The sequence below is a fragment of the Lentzea kentuckyensis genome (assembly GCF_002150765.1).
Classification (GTDB): domain Bacteria; phylum Actinomycetota; class Actinomycetes; order Mycobacteriales; family Pseudonocardiaceae; genus Lentzea; species Lentzea kentuckyensis.
Genome location: NZ_MUYM01000014.1, coordinates 34,027 through 51,358, shown reverse-complemented (window position 1 = coordinate 51,358; position 17,332 = coordinate 34,027). Strand labels below are relative to the sequence as shown.

At 69.4% G+C, this 17,332-nt stretch carries 15 protein-coding genes; 9 read left to right on the top strand and 6 right to left on the bottom strand.

The features are described 5' to 3' along the window. Nucleotides 1-29: 29 nt before the first annotated feature. The 3 genes from B0F77_RS08170 (at nt 30) to B0F77_RS08160 (ending at nt 5,665) form a co-directional block, all read left to right on the top strand. Nucleotides 30-1,718 carry an ABC transporter family substrate-binding protein gene (locus B0F77_RS08170; RefSeq protein WP_245847884.1) on the top strand — a complete coding sequence of 563 codons (1,689 nt, stop codon included), beginning with the start codon at nt 30-32 and terminating at the stop codon, nt 1,716-1,718. A 69-nt stretch (nt 1,719-1,787) separates the two neighbouring features. Further along, on the top strand, nt 1,788-2,666 hold the full coding sequence (locus B0F77_RS08165; protein ID WP_143466632.1) for a bifunctional DNA primase/polymerase: 879 nt from the start codon (nt 1,788-1,790) through the stop codon (nt 2,664-2,666). A gap of 44 nt (nt 2,667-2,710) precedes the next feature. Beyond that, the gene (locus B0F77_RS08160; RefSeq protein WP_086662191.1) at nt 2,711-5,665 is read left to right on the top strand and encodes an effector-associated constant component EACC1; all 2,955 of its coding nucleotides are present in this window, start codon (nt 2,711-2,713) and stop codon (nt 5,663-5,665) included. Here the strand turns inward: B0F77_RS08160 and B0F77_RS08155 are convergent. Together B0F77_RS08155 and ligD are read right to left on the bottom strand one after the other, a co-directional pair. Beyond that, a complete protein-coding gene (locus B0F77_RS08155; protein WP_086662190.1) occupies nt 5,644-6,558 on the bottom strand; it encodes a DNA polymerase domain-containing protein in 915 nt (304 codons plus the stop codon). The two genes, B0F77_RS08160 and B0F77_RS08155, sit on opposite strands and share 22 nt — an antisense overlap. Further along, the gene (gene ligD / locus B0F77_RS08150; protein ID WP_086662189.1) at nt 6,548-7,492 is read right to left on the bottom strand and encodes a non-homologous end-joining DNA ligase; all 945 of its coding nucleotides are present in this window, start codon (nt 7,490-7,492) and stop codon (nt 6,548-6,550) included. The genes B0F77_RS08155 and ligD overlap by 11 nt, the downstream gene beginning before the upstream one ends. Nucleotides 7,493-7,590: 98 nt before the next feature. On the opposite strand from ligD, the gene B0F77_RS08145 reads away from it, so the two are divergent. Further along, a complete protein-coding gene (locus tag B0F77_RS08145; RefSeq protein WP_086662188.1) occupies nt 7,591-8,232 on the top strand; it encodes a maleylpyruvate isomerase N-terminal domain-containing protein in 642 nt (213 codons plus the stop codon). A 37-nt stretch (nt 8,233-8,269) separates the two neighbouring features. On the opposite strand, the gene B0F77_RS08140 is transcribed toward B0F77_RS08145, so the two are convergent. Further along, entirely contained in the window at nt 8,270-8,629 is a 360-nt protein-coding gene (locus tag B0F77_RS08140; protein WP_086662219.1) for a DUF5997 family protein, read from the bottom strand. A gap of 57 nt (nt 8,630-8,686) precedes the next feature. Between B0F77_RS08140 and B0F77_RS08135 the strand changes: the two genes are divergently transcribed. Then, nucleotides 8,687-9,403 carry a LysR family substrate-binding domain-containing protein gene (locus tag B0F77_RS08135; RefSeq protein ID WP_086662187.1) on the top strand — a complete coding sequence of 239 codons (717 nt, stop codon included), beginning with the start codon at nt 8,687-8,689 and terminating at the stop codon, nt 9,401-9,403. Nucleotides 9,404-9,613: 210 nt separating this feature from the next. After that, on the top strand, nt 9,614-12,358 hold the full coding sequence (locus B0F77_RS08130) for a helix-turn-helix transcriptional regulator (protein ID WP_086662186.1): 2,745 nt from the start codon (nt 9,614-9,616) through the stop codon (nt 12,356-12,358). 314 nt (nt 12,359-12,672) lie between these two features. Here the strand turns inward: B0F77_RS08130 and B0F77_RS08125 are convergent, their stop codons facing one another. Both B0F77_RS08125 and B0F77_RS08120 read right to left on the bottom strand, forming a co-directional pair. Continuing rightward, nucleotides 12,673-13,383, bottom strand: coding sequence for a Crp/Fnr family transcriptional regulator (locus B0F77_RS08125; RefSeq protein WP_086662185.1), 711 nt, complete (start codon nt 13,381-13,383; stop codon nt 12,673-12,675). Between the two features lie 164 nt (nt 13,384-13,547). After that, nucleotides 13,548-13,970: a YciI family protein gene (locus B0F77_RS08120; protein WP_086662184.1), complete on the bottom strand. Its 423-nt coding sequence runs from the start codon at nt 13,968-13,970 to the stop codon at nt 13,548-13,550. Between the two features lie 131 nt (nt 13,971-14,101). Between B0F77_RS08120 and B0F77_RS08115 the strand changes: the two genes are divergently transcribed. Continuing rightward, complete coding sequence (locus B0F77_RS08115) at nt 14,102-14,494, top strand: CoA-binding protein (RefSeq protein WP_086662183.1); 393 nt, start codon at nt 14,102-14,104, stop codon at nt 14,492-14,494. Between the two features lie 81 nt (nt 14,495-14,575). After that, nucleotides 14,576-15,469: a ParB/RepB/Spo0J family partition protein gene (locus tag B0F77_RS08110; RefSeq protein ID WP_086662182.1), complete on the top strand. Its 894-nt coding sequence runs from the start codon at nt 14,576-14,578 to the stop codon at nt 15,467-15,469. Nucleotides 15,470-15,473: 4 nt separating this feature from the next. Here B0F77_RS08110 and B0F77_RS08105 read toward each other — a convergent pair whose 3' ends face one another. Continuing rightward, complete coding sequence (locus tag B0F77_RS08105) at nt 15,474-16,571, bottom strand: helix-turn-helix domain-containing protein (protein WP_086662181.1); 1,098 nt, start codon at nt 16,569-16,571, stop codon at nt 15,474-15,476. Between the two features lie 127 nt (nt 16,572-16,698). On the opposite strand from B0F77_RS08105, the gene B0F77_RS08100 reads away from it, so the two are divergent. Continuing rightward, nucleotides 16,699-17,280: an NUDIX domain-containing protein gene (locus B0F77_RS08100; protein WP_245847883.1), complete on the top strand. Its 582-nt coding sequence runs from the start codon at nt 16,699-16,701 to the stop codon at nt 17,278-17,280. Nucleotides 17,281-17,332 lie beyond the last annotated feature (52 nt).

Below are 17,332 nucleotides of genomic sequence, written 5' to 3'. Positions count from 1 at the left end.
GTGTCCGGGCACGAGGGAGGTTCACGACAGTGAGTCGACGTACCAAGGTGGGAGTGACCGCGCTGGCCGCGATCGCCCTCACGCTTACCGCGTGTGGGGGGCCCAGCAAGACCGACTCCGGGCTCAAGGGGTCGGAGGGCACGGTCGGTCAGGCGGACATCAACCCGCAGGACGCGTCCAAGGTCAAGGACGGCGGCGAGTTCCGCTGGCCGGTCGACCAGTTGCCGGACAACTGGAACTACAACCAGCTCGACGGCACGGTCGCCGATGGTCGTCGCATGATCGACACGATGATGCCGAACCTGTACAAGCAGCTCCCCGACTCGACCATCGAGGTCAACAAGGACTACCTGGACGAGGCGAAGCTGGCTTCCAGCGACCCGCAGGTCCTGGAGTTCAAGATCAACTCGAAGGCCAAGTGGTCGGACGGCAAGCCGCTGTCCTGGGAAGACTTCGAGGCCATGTGGAAGTCCCTCAACGGGACCGACAAGGCCTACGAGATCGCCGGCAGCACCGGCTACGAGGACATCGAGAAGGTCGAGAAGGGCGCGTCCGACCAGGACGTCAAGGTGACCTTCAAGAAGAAGTTCGCCGAGTGGAAGGGCATCTTCTCGCCCCTCTACCCGAAGGCGATGTCGGCCTCGGCCGAGGAGTTCAACAAGGGCTGGGCCGACGCCCCGAAGATCACCGCCGGTCCGTTCAAGATCGGCACGATCGACCGCACCGGCAAGCTCGTCACGGTCGTCCGTGACTCCGCCTGGTGGGGCGACAAGCCGAAGCTCGAGAAGATCACGTTCCGTCAGGTCGACCGCACCGCGCTCGCGGACGCGCTCGCCAACGGCCAGATCGACTACTTCGACATCGGTTCCAGCGTCGACAACTTCACGCGGGCCAAGTCGATGCAGGGTGTCACGATCCGTCAGGCGATCACGCCGGACTACTCGCACATCACGTTCAACGGTGCGGACTCCTCGATCCTCAAGGACGCGAAGCTCCGCGTCGCGCTGATGCGCGGCATCGACCCCAAGGTCATCGCCAAGGCGCTGCTCGGCCAGATGCTCAAGGGTGACGCGCAGGTCACGGGTAACCACTTCTTCCTGCTCGGCACGAAGGAGTACAAGGACAACTCGGCCGTCGCGTCGTTCGACAAGGAAGCCGCGAAGAAGCAGCTCGACGAGCTGGGCTGGAAGCTCGAGGGCGAGACCCGCAAGAAGGACGGCAAGGAACTGGTGATCCGGTACGTCATCCCGACGCCGAACCCGGTTTCCGACCAGATCGCGAAGCTCGTGCAGTCGCAGCTGAAGGAGATCGGCGCCAAGGTCGACGTCCAGGCCGTGCCTTCGACCGACTTCTTCAAGCAGTTCGTCAACGTCGGCAACTTCGACATGACCGGTTTCCGCTGGCTGTCCTCGGCCACGCCGATCTCGGACAGCAAGGGCATCTACTCGCTCGACCCGGCCGCGACCAACCAGAACTACGGCCGCATCGGTTCGGACGAGGTCAACAAGCTGCTCGAGCAGGCGAACGGTGAGCTGGACGACACCAAGCGCGCCGCTCTGGCCAACGAGGCCGACAAGAAGATCTGGGAGCTGGGCCACCAGCTGCCGCTCTACCAGCTGCCCGGCGCGGTCGCGATCAAGAGCAACGTCGCCAACATGGGTGCCGTCGCGTTCGCGAACCGTCCGTACGACTACATCCACATGGGCTTCACCGAGTGACGTGTAGTTAGCTGTTGAACGGCCCGGCGGGCTTCCCGCCGGGCCGTTCGTTTCTGTTTGGAGCTTCTCTTGTTGCGTTCCCGGGTTCGCGCGCTGCGTCATGGTGTTCTCGCCACGGCGATCGTGTTGTTCGTCTGCCTCGTGGTCGGAATCTTCTCCTGGCTGTCCTATTCGGACTCACGTGCCTCGTTGGCCTCCATGACGTCTCGCGAGGTCGGTTCCGTGGTGTCCTATTCGGACGGTTTCGTCGAGGTGCGCTGGCCTTCGGGTTCCGCGCGCGTCCCGTACGAGGACGGCGCCCGGTACGTGGGACGGCAGACGCAGGTGGCGTTCGATCCCGCGGATCCGTCCCGTGCCGTGATTCCGGGCTCGGACCTGTTCCTGGAGGCAGACCGCGCGCTGGGCGGCGTGACGTTCTCGTTGGCCGTGGCACTGCTGGTGGTCCTCGCCGGTGTGGTGCGGGTGCTGCTGGCGGTGCGATCTGTTCGGGGTGAGCCGGTCACGGTGTCCGTGCGGCGGATCCGGTTGCAGTCCGGGCTGATGGTGCGGTCGTGGCTGGAGATCGACGGTCCGGTCGAGCGGTGGCTGCCCGTCTTCTACGACCCGGTGCTGGTCACGTTGCCGTCGCCGGTCGACGTCGAACTGCGCGGTGGCCGGGTCGCCGTGGTGGACGGCGTGACGATCTACCCGTCCGGCCGTGCGGTGACCAAGCACCCGCGGGGCCGGCGTCTCGACAACCCCGCGCAGCCCGATCCGGAGACGCGGGCGCCGCGCGGTCTGCTCGCCCAGCTGCGGGTGGACGCGGTGTTCATGGTGCCCGCGCCGTTCGTCGGCATGTTCTGGGCCTACCTGGACGGCAGCGGGTTCATCGGCTGGATCACCGCGACGGTGGTCGCCGCCGTGCTGGGCCTGTGGTGGGGCGCGTTCCGCGGCTCCGACCCGTCGTAATGCTTTGTGGTTGGTGAACGACCTCCCTATCGTAGGAGGTCGCTATGACCGACGTCACACTGCGCGTTAACGAGGACGGGGCCGACGACGAGCGCATCGAGGAGCTCACCGCGTTCCTGCGGACCGAGATCCAGGAGTTCGCCGCTGTCTCCGGGGTTCCCGCCGTCCCTCCCGAGGGCAGCAAGGCCGTCGATCTGAACGAGCTGGGCACCCTGCTGACCACGGTCTCCCAGTCCACCGTCCTGGCCGCCCTGATCAACGCCGTGTCGTCGTGGCTGGGCCAGCGCCGCGAACGGTCGGTGACCGTCGAAGCCGACGGCGACACCCTGGAACTCACCGGCGCGCCCACGGAAACCGAACTCGCCCAGCGGTCCGCCTGGCTGGGCCGCCACCTGCACCGCTACGCGCTGATCATCGCGAGCTACGAGTTCGCCGACCCAGGCCTGTCCTCGCTGCGCGCCCCCGCCCACGACGCCGCCCGCCTGGGCGAGGTGCTCGCCGACCCGCGCATCGGCGGGTTCGACGTCCGCACACTGATCAACACCTCGGCCGCCGAGGTGAACGAGGCAGTCGAGGACTTCTTCGCCGACCGCGGGCCCGACGACCTCCTGGTCCTGCACTTCTCCGGCCACGGCGTGAAGGACGAGGCAGGCGAACTCCACTTCGCCACCTCGGGCACCAAGCTGTCCCGCCTGGCCGGCACCGCCGTGTCCGCGGACTTCGTGGCCCGCCGCATGAACCGCTCCCGCTCACGCCGCATCGTGCTGCTGCTGGACTGCTGCTACTCCGGCGCGTTCGGCCGCGGCATGGTCGCCCGCGCCGGCGGTTCGGTGGGCATCGAGGAACAGTTCGGCGGCAGCGGCCGTGCCGTCATCACCGCCTCGTCCGCCATGGAGTACGCCTTCGAGGGCGCCTCGGTGGCCGACACCTCCGAGGGCGAACCGTCCGTGTTCACCTCGGCCCTGGTCGAGGGCCTGGAATCCGGCGACGCCGACCGCGACCAGGACGGCCACGTCGGCCTGGACGAACTCTACGAATACGTCTACGACCGCGTCCGCCGCGTCACCCCGCACCAGACGCCGGGCAAGTGGATGCTCGACGTGCGCGGCGACCTGCGCATCGCCCGCCGCGCCCGCCCGGTCACGGTGCCCGCCGCGCTGCCGTCGGAACTGCAGGACGCCATCGACCACTCGCTGCCGGGCGTGCGGGCGGGGGCGGTCCCGGAACTGCGGCGGATGCTGTCGGTCGCGCACGAGGGGCGGGTGCTGGCGGCGCGGCTGGCGTTGGCGCGGCTCGTGGAGGACGACAGCCGGATGGTGGCGGCGGCGGCGCGCCGGGCGCTGGGGGAGGACACGGCGACTTCGTGGGACCCGGCCTCGGCGGGCCAGGTGACTTCGCCAGGCACGGCGGCTTCGTGGGACCAGGCCTCGCCAGGCACGGCGGCCTCGCGGGGCACGTCGGCTTCGCGGGGCACGTCGGCTTCGCGGGGCACGTCGGCATCGCCCGGCACGGTGGCCTCGCCAGGCACGGGCTCGCGTGCCTCGGAGGCTCGTCGGGCAGCGGGTTCGGCGGCTGGATCTGGTGCTGGCCACGCTGGCGCAGGGGTACCCCCGGATCGGGAACCCCCGCGTTCAACGGTACTCAGCGGGTCTGACACTCCGGCGAGGTCAAGTACGGCCGGAGCCGGTGCTGGCCACGCTGGTGCTGGCCACGCTGGCGCAGGGGTACCCCCGGATCGGGAACCCCCGCGTTCAACGGTACTCAGCGGGTCTGACACTCCGGCGAAGTCGAGCACGACCGGCGACGGCCCAGCCGATGAGCCTGACGAAGGTGCTGGCCGGCAAGCCACGGCCGGGTCTGGCCGGGCGAGTGCCGGCTCATCTCGGGCTCGGCAGACCACAGCCGGTACCGCGAGTGACGACCCGTCGCGGGCTCAGCACGCCACGGCCGGGACCGCGAGTGCCGGCTCGTCGCAGGTTCGGCAGACCACGTCCGCGTCCAGCAGCGCGAGTGTCGGTTCGTCGCAGGCCACGGCTGCGTCCGGCAGCGCGGATGCCGGCTCGTCGCGCGCTCTTTCCGGTCCGGCAGGCGAGGACGACCTGGGCTCGGAACCACGACGGGCCGCGCTCACCGCGTCCGGCTCCGGCTCCGCCACGGTCGGATCGATCCCCAGGCGCACCCCGGAGCCCGGCGGATCCGTCGCCTCGCCGGAGAGCATCAGGGCCGCCCTGCCGCGCGTGGTCGCGGGTCTCGCGCTGGCGTTGCTGATGGTCGGTCTCCTGTCCGTCCCGGGCGGCGTGCTCGGCCACCTGGGCGACACCACGCCGAGCACGTGGCTGTTCGGTTCGTTGTGGCCGTGGGTGCTGGTGGCGGCGACGTTCGTGCTGGTGTGCCGCGACCACCCGTGGGTGCCGGGCGCCGCGCTCGGCCTGTTGGCCGGCCTCGCCGGGCTGCTCGGCGGCAGCGACTGGAACTACCTGTGGTTCCTGCTCGGGATTTCCGCGGTGGTCGTCGCGGTCGCATCCCTGGCGAGCCCGTGGTGGCTCGCGGCGGTGGGTGGCGCGCTGGGGGTCACCGGGGTGCTCGTGGTCGCGTCGTCGGCCGACGAGTTGTCGACGATCAACGGGGACGGGCAGGACGTGACGTTCCTGATCGTGGCGGCGGGTCTCGTCGTGCTCGCGGGCTACCGGACCTGGCACGAACGGGCGTGGATCAGCGCGATCGCACCGGTCCTGCTGCTGCTGGACGCGGTCCTGCATCTGACGGGCGTACCGCTGTTCGTCACCCACGCGAGCCTGGCCGGGCTGGTCGTGGTCCCGTTGATCGCCATCCTGACCAGCGGTACAGCCAGGTTCGCCGGCTATCTCGCCGTCGCCGCGGGACTGCTGGTGCGCGCCAACGAATATGTGTCCGCCAACGAACCGTCGTTCCCGAGCGTCATGCACGTGACCCTGCCGCTGGCCGCCGCGGTCGTCGCCTACTTCTCGCGTTCGCGCTGATTCTTGCGTCGCTTGCCCTCGTGCATCGCGACCACGCGGGCGACCGGGATGGTGTGACCCTCGGCGATCAGGTCGTCGGGCAGGCGTTGCGACGCGGGCATCAGCGACGTCCACGGGTCGCCGTCGAACCTGGTCCGGACGGTGAAGTCGGCCGGGGTGACGTCGCGAAGTGAGTCCCACGGCACCGGAAACGAGATCGGCAGGCTCTCGCGCAGGCGGGGGCTGTAGGCGGCGACGACCGTGGCTCCCCAGGCGCGCGTCGAGTCGAGGAACACCTTGCCGTCCCGATCGGCCCGGATGTAGGCGGTGGTCGCGATCTCGGGGTTGAGCTTCTCGGCCCGCGCGGCCACCGCCCTCGTCGCCGCGGCCACGTCGTCCGGGTCGTGCTGCTCCAACGGCACGAAGATGTGCACGCCCTTGGCGCCGCTGGTCTTGACCGCGCCTTCCAACCCGGCCTGAGCCAGCGCCTCGCGAATCAGGAACGCCGACTCGACCACCACGTCGAAACCGGAGCCTTCCGGCGGGTCGATGTCGAGCACCATGTGCGTCTGGTGGTCGCCCAGGAACAGCGGCACGTGGTACTCGACCGCGCGCTGGTTCGCGAACCACATGAGCGTCTGCTTGTCGTCGCACAGCGCGTACTTGATCGTGCGGTGGGACGCCTCGGCCCAGACCTCGACGGTCTTGACGTAGTCCGGCGTGTACTTGGGGACGTTCTTCTGCATGAACGGGTCCTGGCCGCGCAGGATCCGCCACACCGACAGCGGCCTCCCGGCCAGCACCGGCACGAACCGATCGGCGACGAAGTCCAGGTACTCGACCAGGTCACCCTTGATCGTGCCGCCGAACAGCGGCTGGTCGAGCGAGGAGAACTTCATGGCCTCACCGTTCATCAGGAACCTCGAGTTCGTCTCGGGCGGCCCACTCCAGCAGCGGCTCGATCGACCACACCGCGTCGTCGATGCCGGCGTGCAGGTCGCCCAGTTCGGCGAAGCGCTTCGGCACGGTGGCGATGGTGAAGTCACGCGGGTCGACGTCCGGGATCTCGTCCCAGCGGATCGGCGTCGACACCGTGGCCTCGGGAAATCCGCGCACCGAATAGGCCGAGGCGATCGTGTGGTCGCGGGCGTTCTGGTTGTAGTCCACGAAAACCAGCGCCGGATCGCGGTCCTTGCGCCACCACGTGGTCTCGACGTCGTCGGGCGCGCGCCGCTCGACCTCGCGCGCGAACGCCAGCGCCGCGGTCCGCACGTCCTGGTGGCCGTGGTCCGGCTTGATCCGCACGTAGACGTGCAGGCCCTTGCTTCCGGACGTCTTCGGGAACCCGACCGCGCCGAGTTCCGCGAGCACCTCCTCGACCACGCCCGCGACCCGCCTCACGCGGTCGAACGTGCACGTCGGGCCGGGGTCGAGGTCGATGCGCCACTCGTCGGGCTTCTCGGTGTCGGCGGCGCGCGAGTTCCACGGGTGAAACTCCACAGTGGACATCTGAACGGCCCAGATCACGTCGGCGACGTGCGTGACGCAGAGTTCGTCCGCGTGGCGGTTGTAGCGCGGAAAATGCACACGGACGGTCCGCACCCACGGCGGTGCACCGTGCGGAAGCCTTTTCTGGTGCACTTTCTCGCCGGTCACGCCCTCGGGGAAGCGGTGCAGCATGCACGGCCGTTCCCGCAGCGCGCGGACGATTCCGTCACCGACGGACAGGTAGTAGTTCGCGAGATCCAGTTTCGTCTCGCCGCGCGCGGGAAAGTAGACGCGGTCGGGGTTGGAGATCCGCACGACGCGGTCCTCCACCTCGAGCTCCACAGCCGGGGACTTGCCCATGCCGACCAACCTAACCGTTTCCAGGCGTTTCTTCAGCCCGAACGGTGCTCGTGACGCGCGAGATGTGGGTGCGCGACGCGTCGCTGTAGTTTGCGGTTGTGGACCTTTTTTCGCTGTCCCTGGGGGCACTTCTCACGACGGTCGGCTCGCTGGCGGACGAGGACTTCGCCCAGCCGTCCGGGTGTGAGGGCTGGCTGGTGCGGGATCTGGTGTGCCACTTCGTGATCGACGCGCAGGACGTGCTGATCACGCTGGTGACGCCGACCGCGGACGCCGTGACGCACGACTCGGTGACGTACTGGAAGGTGGCGCACGAGCCGTCCGACGATCCGCTGGCGGCGTTGACCGTCCGGCTCGCCGCGGCCTACGGCGAGCCGTGGATGCTGAAGCACCACGTCGACGACGTGGGGCAGGCGGCGTTGCGGGCCGCCGAGCTCGCCGATCCGACGCTCAAGGTCAGCACTCAGGACATGGTGCTGTGCACGTCCGGTTACCTGGGCGCGTACGTCTGGGAGTGGACGCTGCACCACCTCGACCTGGTGCAGCACCTGCCGCACCTCGCCGGCCCGCCCGCGCGAACCCTGGCCCGGTGCCGCGAGATGCTGGAACAGATCGCCGGTGCGTTCCCGAAGCACTGGTCGGACGTGGACGTGCTGCTGGTGGGAACGGGACGGCGCGCCCCGGCCGAAGCGGAGCGCGCCGAACTGGGGGACCTGCGGATCCCGTTCGTCCTGGGCTGAGCTGCCCAGTCACTCCTGCTCAGTCACTCCTGCCCAGTCACTCCTGCTCTTCGAGGCGTGCCTTCTCCGCGAGGCGCGCCTCCTCGGCCTTGAACTCCAGGTAGGTGGCGCGCTCGCGGACCAGCCAGTCCGGGTTCTCGTCCTTGAGCGCGTTGATCTGCTCGGTGGTCAGCGCCTCGGTGATGCCGGCACGCACCAGGCCGGACGTGGAGATGCCCAGCTTCTGCGCGATGAGCTGCTTGGGGTGCGGGCCGTTGCGGCGCAGGTCCGCGAGCCACTGCGGCGGGTTGGCCTGCAGGTCGTTGAGCTCGTCGCGCGAGACGACACCTGCCTGGAACTCCTCGGGCGTCGCCTCGAGGTACACGCCGAGCTTCTTGGCGGCGGTGGCGGGCTTCATCGTCTGCTGCGACTTCATGCCGAAAAGAGTAACCGTCCGGTCCGGTAGCCTCAGCACGTGACCGGATCGTTCACGCTCGCGTACGTCCCAGGCGTGACGCCGGGCAAGTGGGCACGGGTCTGGCAGGACCGTCTGCCGGAGACCGAGCTGACCCTCGTGCAGGTGACCGCCGCCGACGCCGCCCGGATGGTGCGGGCGGGCGAGGCCGACGCCGCGCTGCTCAGGCTGCCCGGCGACCGCGAGGACCTGCACGCCATCCCGCTCTACACCGAGACCAGCGTGGTCGTGTTCCCGAAGGACCACGAGTTCGCCGCGGCCGGCGAACTGTCCCTTGAGGACCTGTCGCCGCACGTCCTGTGGCAGCCGCTCGACGACACGCTGGAGTGGGACGCACAGCCCGGTCAGCCGCCGGTCGAACGTCCTGAGACCACCGCGGACGCCGTCCAGATCGTGGCGGCGGGCGTCGGCATGCTGGTCGTGCCGCAGTCGCTCGCGCGCCTGCACCACCGCAAGGACCTGAAGTACGTGCCGCTCAGCGACGCGCCGCAGTCCCGCGTCGCGCTGTCGTTCCCGATCCGCGACGAGAACCCCGAACTGGTCGAGCACATGATCGGCATCGTCCGCGGCCGCACGGTCAACAGCACCCGTGGTCCCGAGCCCGTCCAGAAGAAGGCACAGCCCAAGCAGCAGCAGCGACGGGGACCCGCGCCCGCGCAGAAGAACGGGCAGAAGAAGCAGTCGGCCAAGCGCGCAAAGCCCCGTCGCAGCCGTTAGTCGCGCACGGTGACGAATCCGTCGTCCCGTTCGAACGCAGCGCGATTCCAGGAGAACACCTAGAACCGCCATGTATCGATGTCACGAGGACGTGTCCGGCTGAGACCCTCGACATCGACTCGTCGTGCCCGCGATCCGGGGGGACGTGGTGGTGCCTCATCACCACCACCACGCCGCGGCTGACGGCTTCCTGGCGAGAGGTACATCATCATGACCGGGACGGGTGGCAGCAGCAGTACCAAGGCGAGGCTCGCGGGGCTGATCGAGCGCGACGACCAGTGGGCCACCTTGGAGACGTTGTTGGCGGACTCCCTGTCAGGATCCGGCAGGGTCGCGCTGCTGACCGGCCCGGTGGCGAGCGGGAAGACCGAGCTGCTGCACGCGTTCGGTGAGGCGTCCGGGGTCGGCTTCGTCAAGGCGACCTGCTCGGCGTTCGAGCGCGACCTGCCTTTCGGTGTGGTGGGCCAGATCTTCCACCCGCTGGACGCGCCCGCCGAGGTCGGTGAGCTGCTCGACGCCGCCGCCCGTTCGGTGGAAGGCCCGACCGCGCGGCAGCTGCACGCGTTGTGCATCGCCCTGATGGACCTGACCACCGAGACACCACTGGTGATCGGGATCGACGACGTGCAGCACGCGGACTCGTCGTCGTTGCAGTGGCTGCTCTACCTGATCCGGCGGCTCGGTCAGGTCAGGGTGCTGTTGATGCTGAGCGAGACCGCGTCACCGCGCGCCGCCCACACACCGCTGCACACCGAACTGCTGAGCCACCCGCACTGCCGCGATGTTCCTTTGGCACCACTGAGTTCTGTCCGCGACCTGTTCCACACGCCGCTGCACGCCGACGCCGCGATGAGGCTCTCCGGCGGCAACCCGTTGCTGATCCGGTCGCTGCTCGACGACCAGAGGCTGTGCAGGCCGAGCGACGACGGCGGTCTCGTGATCGGCCCGAGCTACCGGCGCGCGCTGGTCAGCTGCCTGCACCGGTCCGACCACCACGTGCTGCCCGTCGCGCGCGCGTTGGCGGTGACGGGGGAGCAGGCGACGCGGGAGTCGTTGGGGCGCTTGGCTCGCGTCGACGCGGCGGCCGTCACGTCCGCACTGGACGTCATGAACGAGGCAGGGCTGCTGCGCGACGGCTGGTTCCGCGACCCGGCCGCGCGCGATGCCGTGCTGGACGACATGTCCACACAGGACCGCAGGGAGATGTACCTCGGGGCGGCTTTGCTGTTGCACGACGAAGGTGCGCCGGCGACCGAGGTGGCTCCCTGTCTGGTGCTGGCCGATCACGCCGAGAAGCCCTGGATGGTCCCGGTGTTCGAGGAGGCCGCCGAGCACGCGTTGCGCGACGAGCAGATCGACACGGCGTTGCGGTACCTGGAACTGGCGCACCGGGCGTGCGTGGAGGTGCACGCGCGGGCGGCGATCGCGGCGAAGCTGGTGCGGGTGGAGTGGCGGGTCAACCCGTCCGCCGCCGGGCGCCGGCTGGGGATCGTCGTACCGGCGATGCGTGCGGGGCAGCTGTCCGACCGCGACGTGGCCTCGCTGGTGCAGCCGATGCTGTGGAACGGTCAGGTCGACGAGGCGACCGAGGCACTGGAACGGGTCCGGCGCGTTTCCGGCCCCAGCAGCGGGATGCGCGCGATGGAGCTGTGGCTGGCCTGTTCGCATCCGACGCTGGCGCGGCGCCCGCAGTCCGAGCCGGTGAAGACCCGGACGGTGAGCCTCACGTCCGGGCCGATGCTGAAAGCCGTCATGGCGTTGGCGAACGTGCTGACCCACGGCCCCAACGACTCCTCCGCCACCGACGCCGAGCACGTGCTGCAGGCGGCGCGGCCGTCCGACAGCGGATCGTGGGGGCCGGAGTCGGCGATGCTGGCGTTGCAGGCACTGGTGTACGCGGACCGGCTGGACGTGGCGGCGCAGTGGTGCGACCGGCTGCTGGAAGAGTCGCGGGCCAAGAATCTCGTTGTGGCGCGGGCGTTCTTCTCCTGCGTGCGCGCCGAGGTGTCGTTGCGGCGCGGCGATCTCACCACGGCTTTCGAGCACGCGCAGAACGCACTGGACTTCATGCCGGCCGGTGGATGGGGTGTCGCGCTGGGGATGCCGCTCGGGATCCTGATCAACGCCGCCACCAGGACGGGCCGGCACGAGGCCGCGGCGTCGTTCCTGGAGCAGCCGGTGCCAGAGGTGATGTTCCAGTCACGGTACGGATTGCACTACCTGTACGCGCGAGGACACCACTACCTGGCCACCTCGCGTCACTACGCGGCGTTGGCGGATTTCCTTTCGTGCGGCGAACTGATGACGTCGTGGGGCGTTGATCAGCCCGGTGTCGTGCCGTGGCGGACCTCGGCCGCGGAGGCCTGGCTGCTGCACGGGGCGAACCGCGACGAGGCGAAGCGGTTGATCAACGAGCAGCTGGCCCGGCTGGGTCCGGAGGCGTCCAGCACGCGTGGAGTGGCGTTGCGGCTGCTGGCCGCCGCGAACCAGCCGCACTCCCGGCCGCAGCTGTTGCAGGACGCCGTGGTGATCCTGGAGGAGTGCGGGGACCAGTACGAGCTGGCCCGCGCTTTGGCCGACCTGTCCAAGGCGCATCAGGCTTTGCGGGAACATCGGCGGGCGTGGACGGTGGCTCGGCGCGCCTGGCACGTCGCGAACGTGTGTGACGCCGCCGAGTTGTGCGAGGAACTGTTGCCGTCGCGGGGCAAGGCCGATGGGGAGGACGCGCCGGCGGAGGAGAGGCCGGTGGATCCGATCGCGACGCTGACCGATGCCGAGCGGCGGGTGGCCGCGCTGGCCGCCGTCGGGTACACGAACCGGGAGATCGCGTCGAAGCTGTACATCACGCCGTCGACGATCGAGCAGCACCTGACTCGGGTGTACCGCAAGCTGAACGTCAAGTACCGCAAGGACTTGCCCGCGGACCTGCACTCGTACCTGCCGAGCACGGCCTGACCTGCGACAACGCGATTGTCAGACCCGCCTGGAAGAATGAAGAACAGGGTTCCCCCTGGCCCGGCAAAGTCGTTTCTGCTGGTGGGGGTCTGCAAGTACTACCAACTCTTGATCAAATCGCCGCCAACTACACCCAACATGTTCGTCAGTTGTCGAATATGTCTGGGCCGGGCGCTGGGATCGACGAGGCCAGTTGGTTGTAGCAAAGTGCTTGTTGATGTTGGGTTGGTGGTACTTGCACACGCCATCGCCAGCCAGGCGGATGGCCTGACGGGACGTTGTCGGGGCCCCTGCGTCAGCGTCGCGGCCGGGTTTCAGCGCTGCGCGGGCACGGCGGCCATCCCGGCGCGGACCCGGCGGGACAGCTGTGCCGGATCGGTGAGGAAGATGCTCTTGCGCTCGATCGAGATCCAGCCACGTTGGGCGAAGTCCGAGAGCGTCTTGTTGACGGTGTCGCGCCGCGCGCCGATGTACTGGCCGAGCTCCTCCTGGGTGAGGTCCTCGATCATCAGCAGGGCGCCGCGCGGGTCGTCGCCGAACCGTCCGGCGAGGCGCAGCAACGCTTTCGCCAGCCGAGCCGGGGCGTCCAGCTGCACCACGTCCATCCGCATCTGGTGCGACTCGCGCTGACGGCGGGCGATGCGGCCCAGCAGCCGTTCGGTGATCTCCGGGCACAGCGCGAGCCACTTCGTGAGGTCGGCGCGCGCGATCCGGCCCGCCCGCACGTCGGTGATCGCGACCGTCGTCGTCACCGACGGGGAGGCGTCGAACAGCGTCGGCTCGACCAGGACGTCACCCGCGCAGTGGAAGTCCAGCACCAGCTCGCGGCCGTCGGCGGCGGTGTGGCACGTCTTCGCCTTGCCCGTGCGGATCACGAGCAGCTCCTCGGTACGCGCACCCAGCCGCAGCAACACGTCGCCGCGGCCGAACTCGGCGGGCTCCAGGGCGCCGGCGAACTGGCGCCACGCCTCGGTGGAGGGCGCGAGGATCGGCGGCCGCGCCGGAGCGAGCAGCTGAGGTGCCATGCACCCGACGTTAGGCTGGCCAACACTGGCATGACGCTGGAGAACGCTGCGGTTGGTCGAACGGCTCACCGGCTGCCGTCCGACTTCACCGCGTTCGTTGCTCGCTCAACGCCTCAAGTGCCACTGCCGCGCACTCACTGGTTCTGCGTTCACTGGTTCGGTGCTTACTGGTTCTGGGCGGCGATCTGGTCGCGCAACCGCTCCTCCTGCGCCTGGGTCTCCGGCGTGATGATGCCCTCGAACGCCTCCGGACCGTGGATCTGCCGGATCTCCACCTCACCGCTCTGGAACGGCGCCTTCCTCAGCCACTCCACGGCGTCCTGCAACGAGGGCAGCTCCCAGATCCAGAAGCCCGCGATCAGCTCCTTGGCCTCGGCGAACGGGCCGTCGGTGACCGTCGTCCCGCCCTTGGTGTCGAACGCGACCCGCGCGCCCTTGTCGCTGCCGTAGAGACCGTCGCCCGCGAGCATCACGCCGGCCTTCACCAGCTCCTCGTTGTAGTTGCTCATCGCGGCCAGCTCTTCGGCGGTGGGCATGACGCCGTTCTCGGTGTCCTCGTTCGCCTTGACGATGACCATGAACCGCATCTCGATCTCCTCGCGTCAGGTGTTGTCCGGTGCGTTTCTACTCAGCCGTCGATCGGGAGAGACGCGTTTCGACGAGCTTCGGCTGGATGTGACCGCCATCACACCATTGGGCGCGCGACTACGCTGGGCCCATGCGCGAAGACGTCGACTGGATCCTCGAGAACTGCCAGGTCTGGGCCATCGTGGGGCTCGCGGACAACCCGTCCCGCGCGGCACATGGCGTCGCGAGGTTCCTGCAGGAGCGCGGCAAGAAGATCGTGCCGGTGCACCCGGCGGCCGAGACCGTGCACGGTGAGCCGGGGTACGCGACGCTGGCGGACATCCCGTTCCCGGTCGACGTCGTGGACGTGTTCCGCCGCTCGGAGGACGCCGGTCAGTTCGCGGACGAGGCCGTCGCGATCGGTGCGAAAGCCGTGTGGTTCCAGCTCGGCGTGGTCGACGACGAGGCGTACGGACGGGCGAAGGACGCCGGGCTGAAGATGGTCATGGACGTTTGTCCCGCGATCGAGTGGCGTTCGCGGTGACCGAGTAGCTAATCTGCGAAGGTCGTCCTCGGCCATCTGGGGGTTCTGGGGACGCGATCAGCCTGGGGGGCTTGATTTCGCATGCTCGTTGACATCGACGCGCTGCAGCCCGCGGATTCGCCGCGACTTGGTGGCTGCAGCGAGGAGTTCGTTCGTTCACTGGCGTCCTCGGACGTCTCATTGCCCGCGATCGTGGTGCATCGCCCGACGATGAAGGTCGTCGACGGCATGCACCGCCTGCGCGCGGCCGTGTTGCGCGGCAGCCGTGCCGTCGAGGTCGAGTACGTCGGCGGTCCGGCCGAGGACGTGTTCGCCCTGTCCGTGTCCGCCAACGTCTCGACGCTGTCCACCGCCGACCGTGAGGCGGCGGTGCGGCGGTTGCTGCGCTCGCACCCGCAGTGGTCGGACCGCGCCATCGCGGCCTCGACAGGTCTCGCGGCCAAGTCCGTCGGCGTGCTGCGGCGCGCGGTCGGCGGCCGTGCCGAGGTGCGGGTCGGCCGCGACGGCAAGGTCCGCCCGCTCAACTCCGCCGCCGGGCGCCGGCTGGCCGGGCAGATGATCTCGGAACGGCCCGAGGCGTCGTTGCGCGACATCGCGCGGGCGGCCGGGGTGTCGCCGGGCACCGTCCGGGATGTCCGGCGGCGGCTGTCCGCCGGGCTCGACCCGGTGCCCGAACGCATGCGCGCCGCGGAACGGGCCGAGGTCGAGGTGCCGGTGGCGCGCACCGAGGTCCGGGCACCGCACACCACCCTGCCGATCCTGCGGCGGGATCCCTCGTTGCGATTCAACGAGCACGGGCGGCACGTGCTGCGCTGGCTGGAAGGGCACGCCGTGTCGCCGGGGGAGTGGGCCGCGGTGGTGTCCGGGGTGCCGTCGCACTGCCGGGAGCTGGTGGCGGACATGGCCCGCGGCTGCGCCGAGGCGTGGCTGGAGATGGCGGAGGCGCTGGAACGGGAGGACCGCGCCGCGGGCTAGCCAGCTAGCCGAACAGGATGTCGTTGATCTCGCCGGCCACCTCGCGGCCCGCCGCCGGCAGCTGCTGCGACAACAGCTTGCTGAACGCCGTGAGGTCGATGTGCACGGTCGCGGACTGCACCTGGCGGATGTCGTCCAGCAGAGCCTCGACCAGTTCACAGGCGTGATCGACGTCGCCCGCCGAGGCGTGCGCGAGGGCACGGCGCAGCCCGAAGCGGGTGCGCGCGCGTAACGCGGTCGGCGCGATCAGCGGCAGCTGTGCGTCCAGGATGGCGGCGGCCTCGGCGTGCCGGCCCAGGTCGTAGTAGGACCACGCCCGTGCGACGGCGACCTGGTCGAGCAGACTCGTTGAGCCGTAAGAGGATTGGCCGACCGCGTACTGGAGTTCGGCGGCCCGGTCCAACGCGCTCAGGCAACGGTCGGCGGCACCCGCCAACGCGTAGCCATGAGCTTCGCGCTGGGCCGCCGCGCCCTGCACGGCGGTGAAGCGGGACTTGCTCGCGCGCCGGGCGTAGTGGACCGTCGCCCGCGCGTCCCCCCGGTACAGGGCGAATTCGGCGGCCCGCACGAACGCCCAGGCCTCCAGCTCCAGGTCACCGCCCTTCGCGGCGTACTGGACCGCTCGCTTGGTCAGTTCGACGGCGGAGGCGTCGTCGCCGCGCTCCTGTTCCATCCAGCCCGCGTACTCGGCGTACCGGGCCGCCAGCAGCCACAGGCCGCGGCCGAGGCCGGGATCGTCGGCGGAACGCGCCATCGAGCTCAGCAGGTCCACCTGCGAACGCAGACCGCCGAGCAGCACCACGTCGGGACTGAGCCGGTGACCCAGCGCGCGATGCTGCTCGAACATCGCGTCGTAGGTGAGCAAAGTGGTGTGGTCACTGGGAATCGGGCGGGCCGGGACGTCGGCCAGTTCGATCAGGCTGCCGTCGGCCTGCAGCGCGTCGTCGAAGACCCTGGCCATCTCGGCGTGGGGTTGCACCTGGCCGTTCTCGATCTTGCTGAGGTACCCCTTGCTGTACGGTACGAGACCGGTCATCCGGGTGAGCGAGTACCCGCGCTCCTTGCGCAGGCGGCGTACCTCCTGTGCGAACGTGGGCGACAACGGCTACACCCCCTCACCGACAGTGTCTCCGTCTTCAAACCTTCAGATACCAGATGTCCACGATTTGTCCGGAGATTGACGATCAACTGGGGACAAGTGGAGCGGGCGTCGATGGTTCCATGTGAGCATGGTGATGACGCGCTCCGACGAGGCGGCTGGTGTGGTGATGGTCTGGCAGCGCTTGGCGACCAACGTGGTTCACCGGTCCGCGTGGTTCGAGGTGCGCGCCGATGATGTCGTCAGACCGGACGGCGGCCACGACACTTATACCCACGTGGTGGCACCGGGATCGGTCACGGTGCTGGCGATCCAGGACGACGACCATGTCGTGCTGACCCGGCAGTGGATCTACACGCACGGCGGGACCGAGTGGCGGCTGCCCGGCGGCGCCGTCGACGACGCGGACGATGATCCGCTCGCCGCCGCACGCCGTGAGCTCGCCGAGGAGACCGGGCTGCGCGCGGCGAAGTGGGAACCGCTCGGCCAGATCCACGGCGCGGACAGCCTGAGCAACCACGTCGACCACATCTTCCTCGCCACCGGCCTCACCCAGGGCAAGCCGTCCCTGGGGCCCGGTGAGGTGGACCTGCGCGTGCGGACCATGCCGTTCTGCCATGCGCTCGACCTGGTCCGCCGGGGCATGCTCCCGCACGCCGGCAGCTCGCACGCGCTGCTCGTGATGGCGCTGCGCCGCACAGCCCAGAAATAGCGTTTCCAGGGTTTCCTGATTTCGTTGGAAACAGGAAACCCGTTCTCATTCG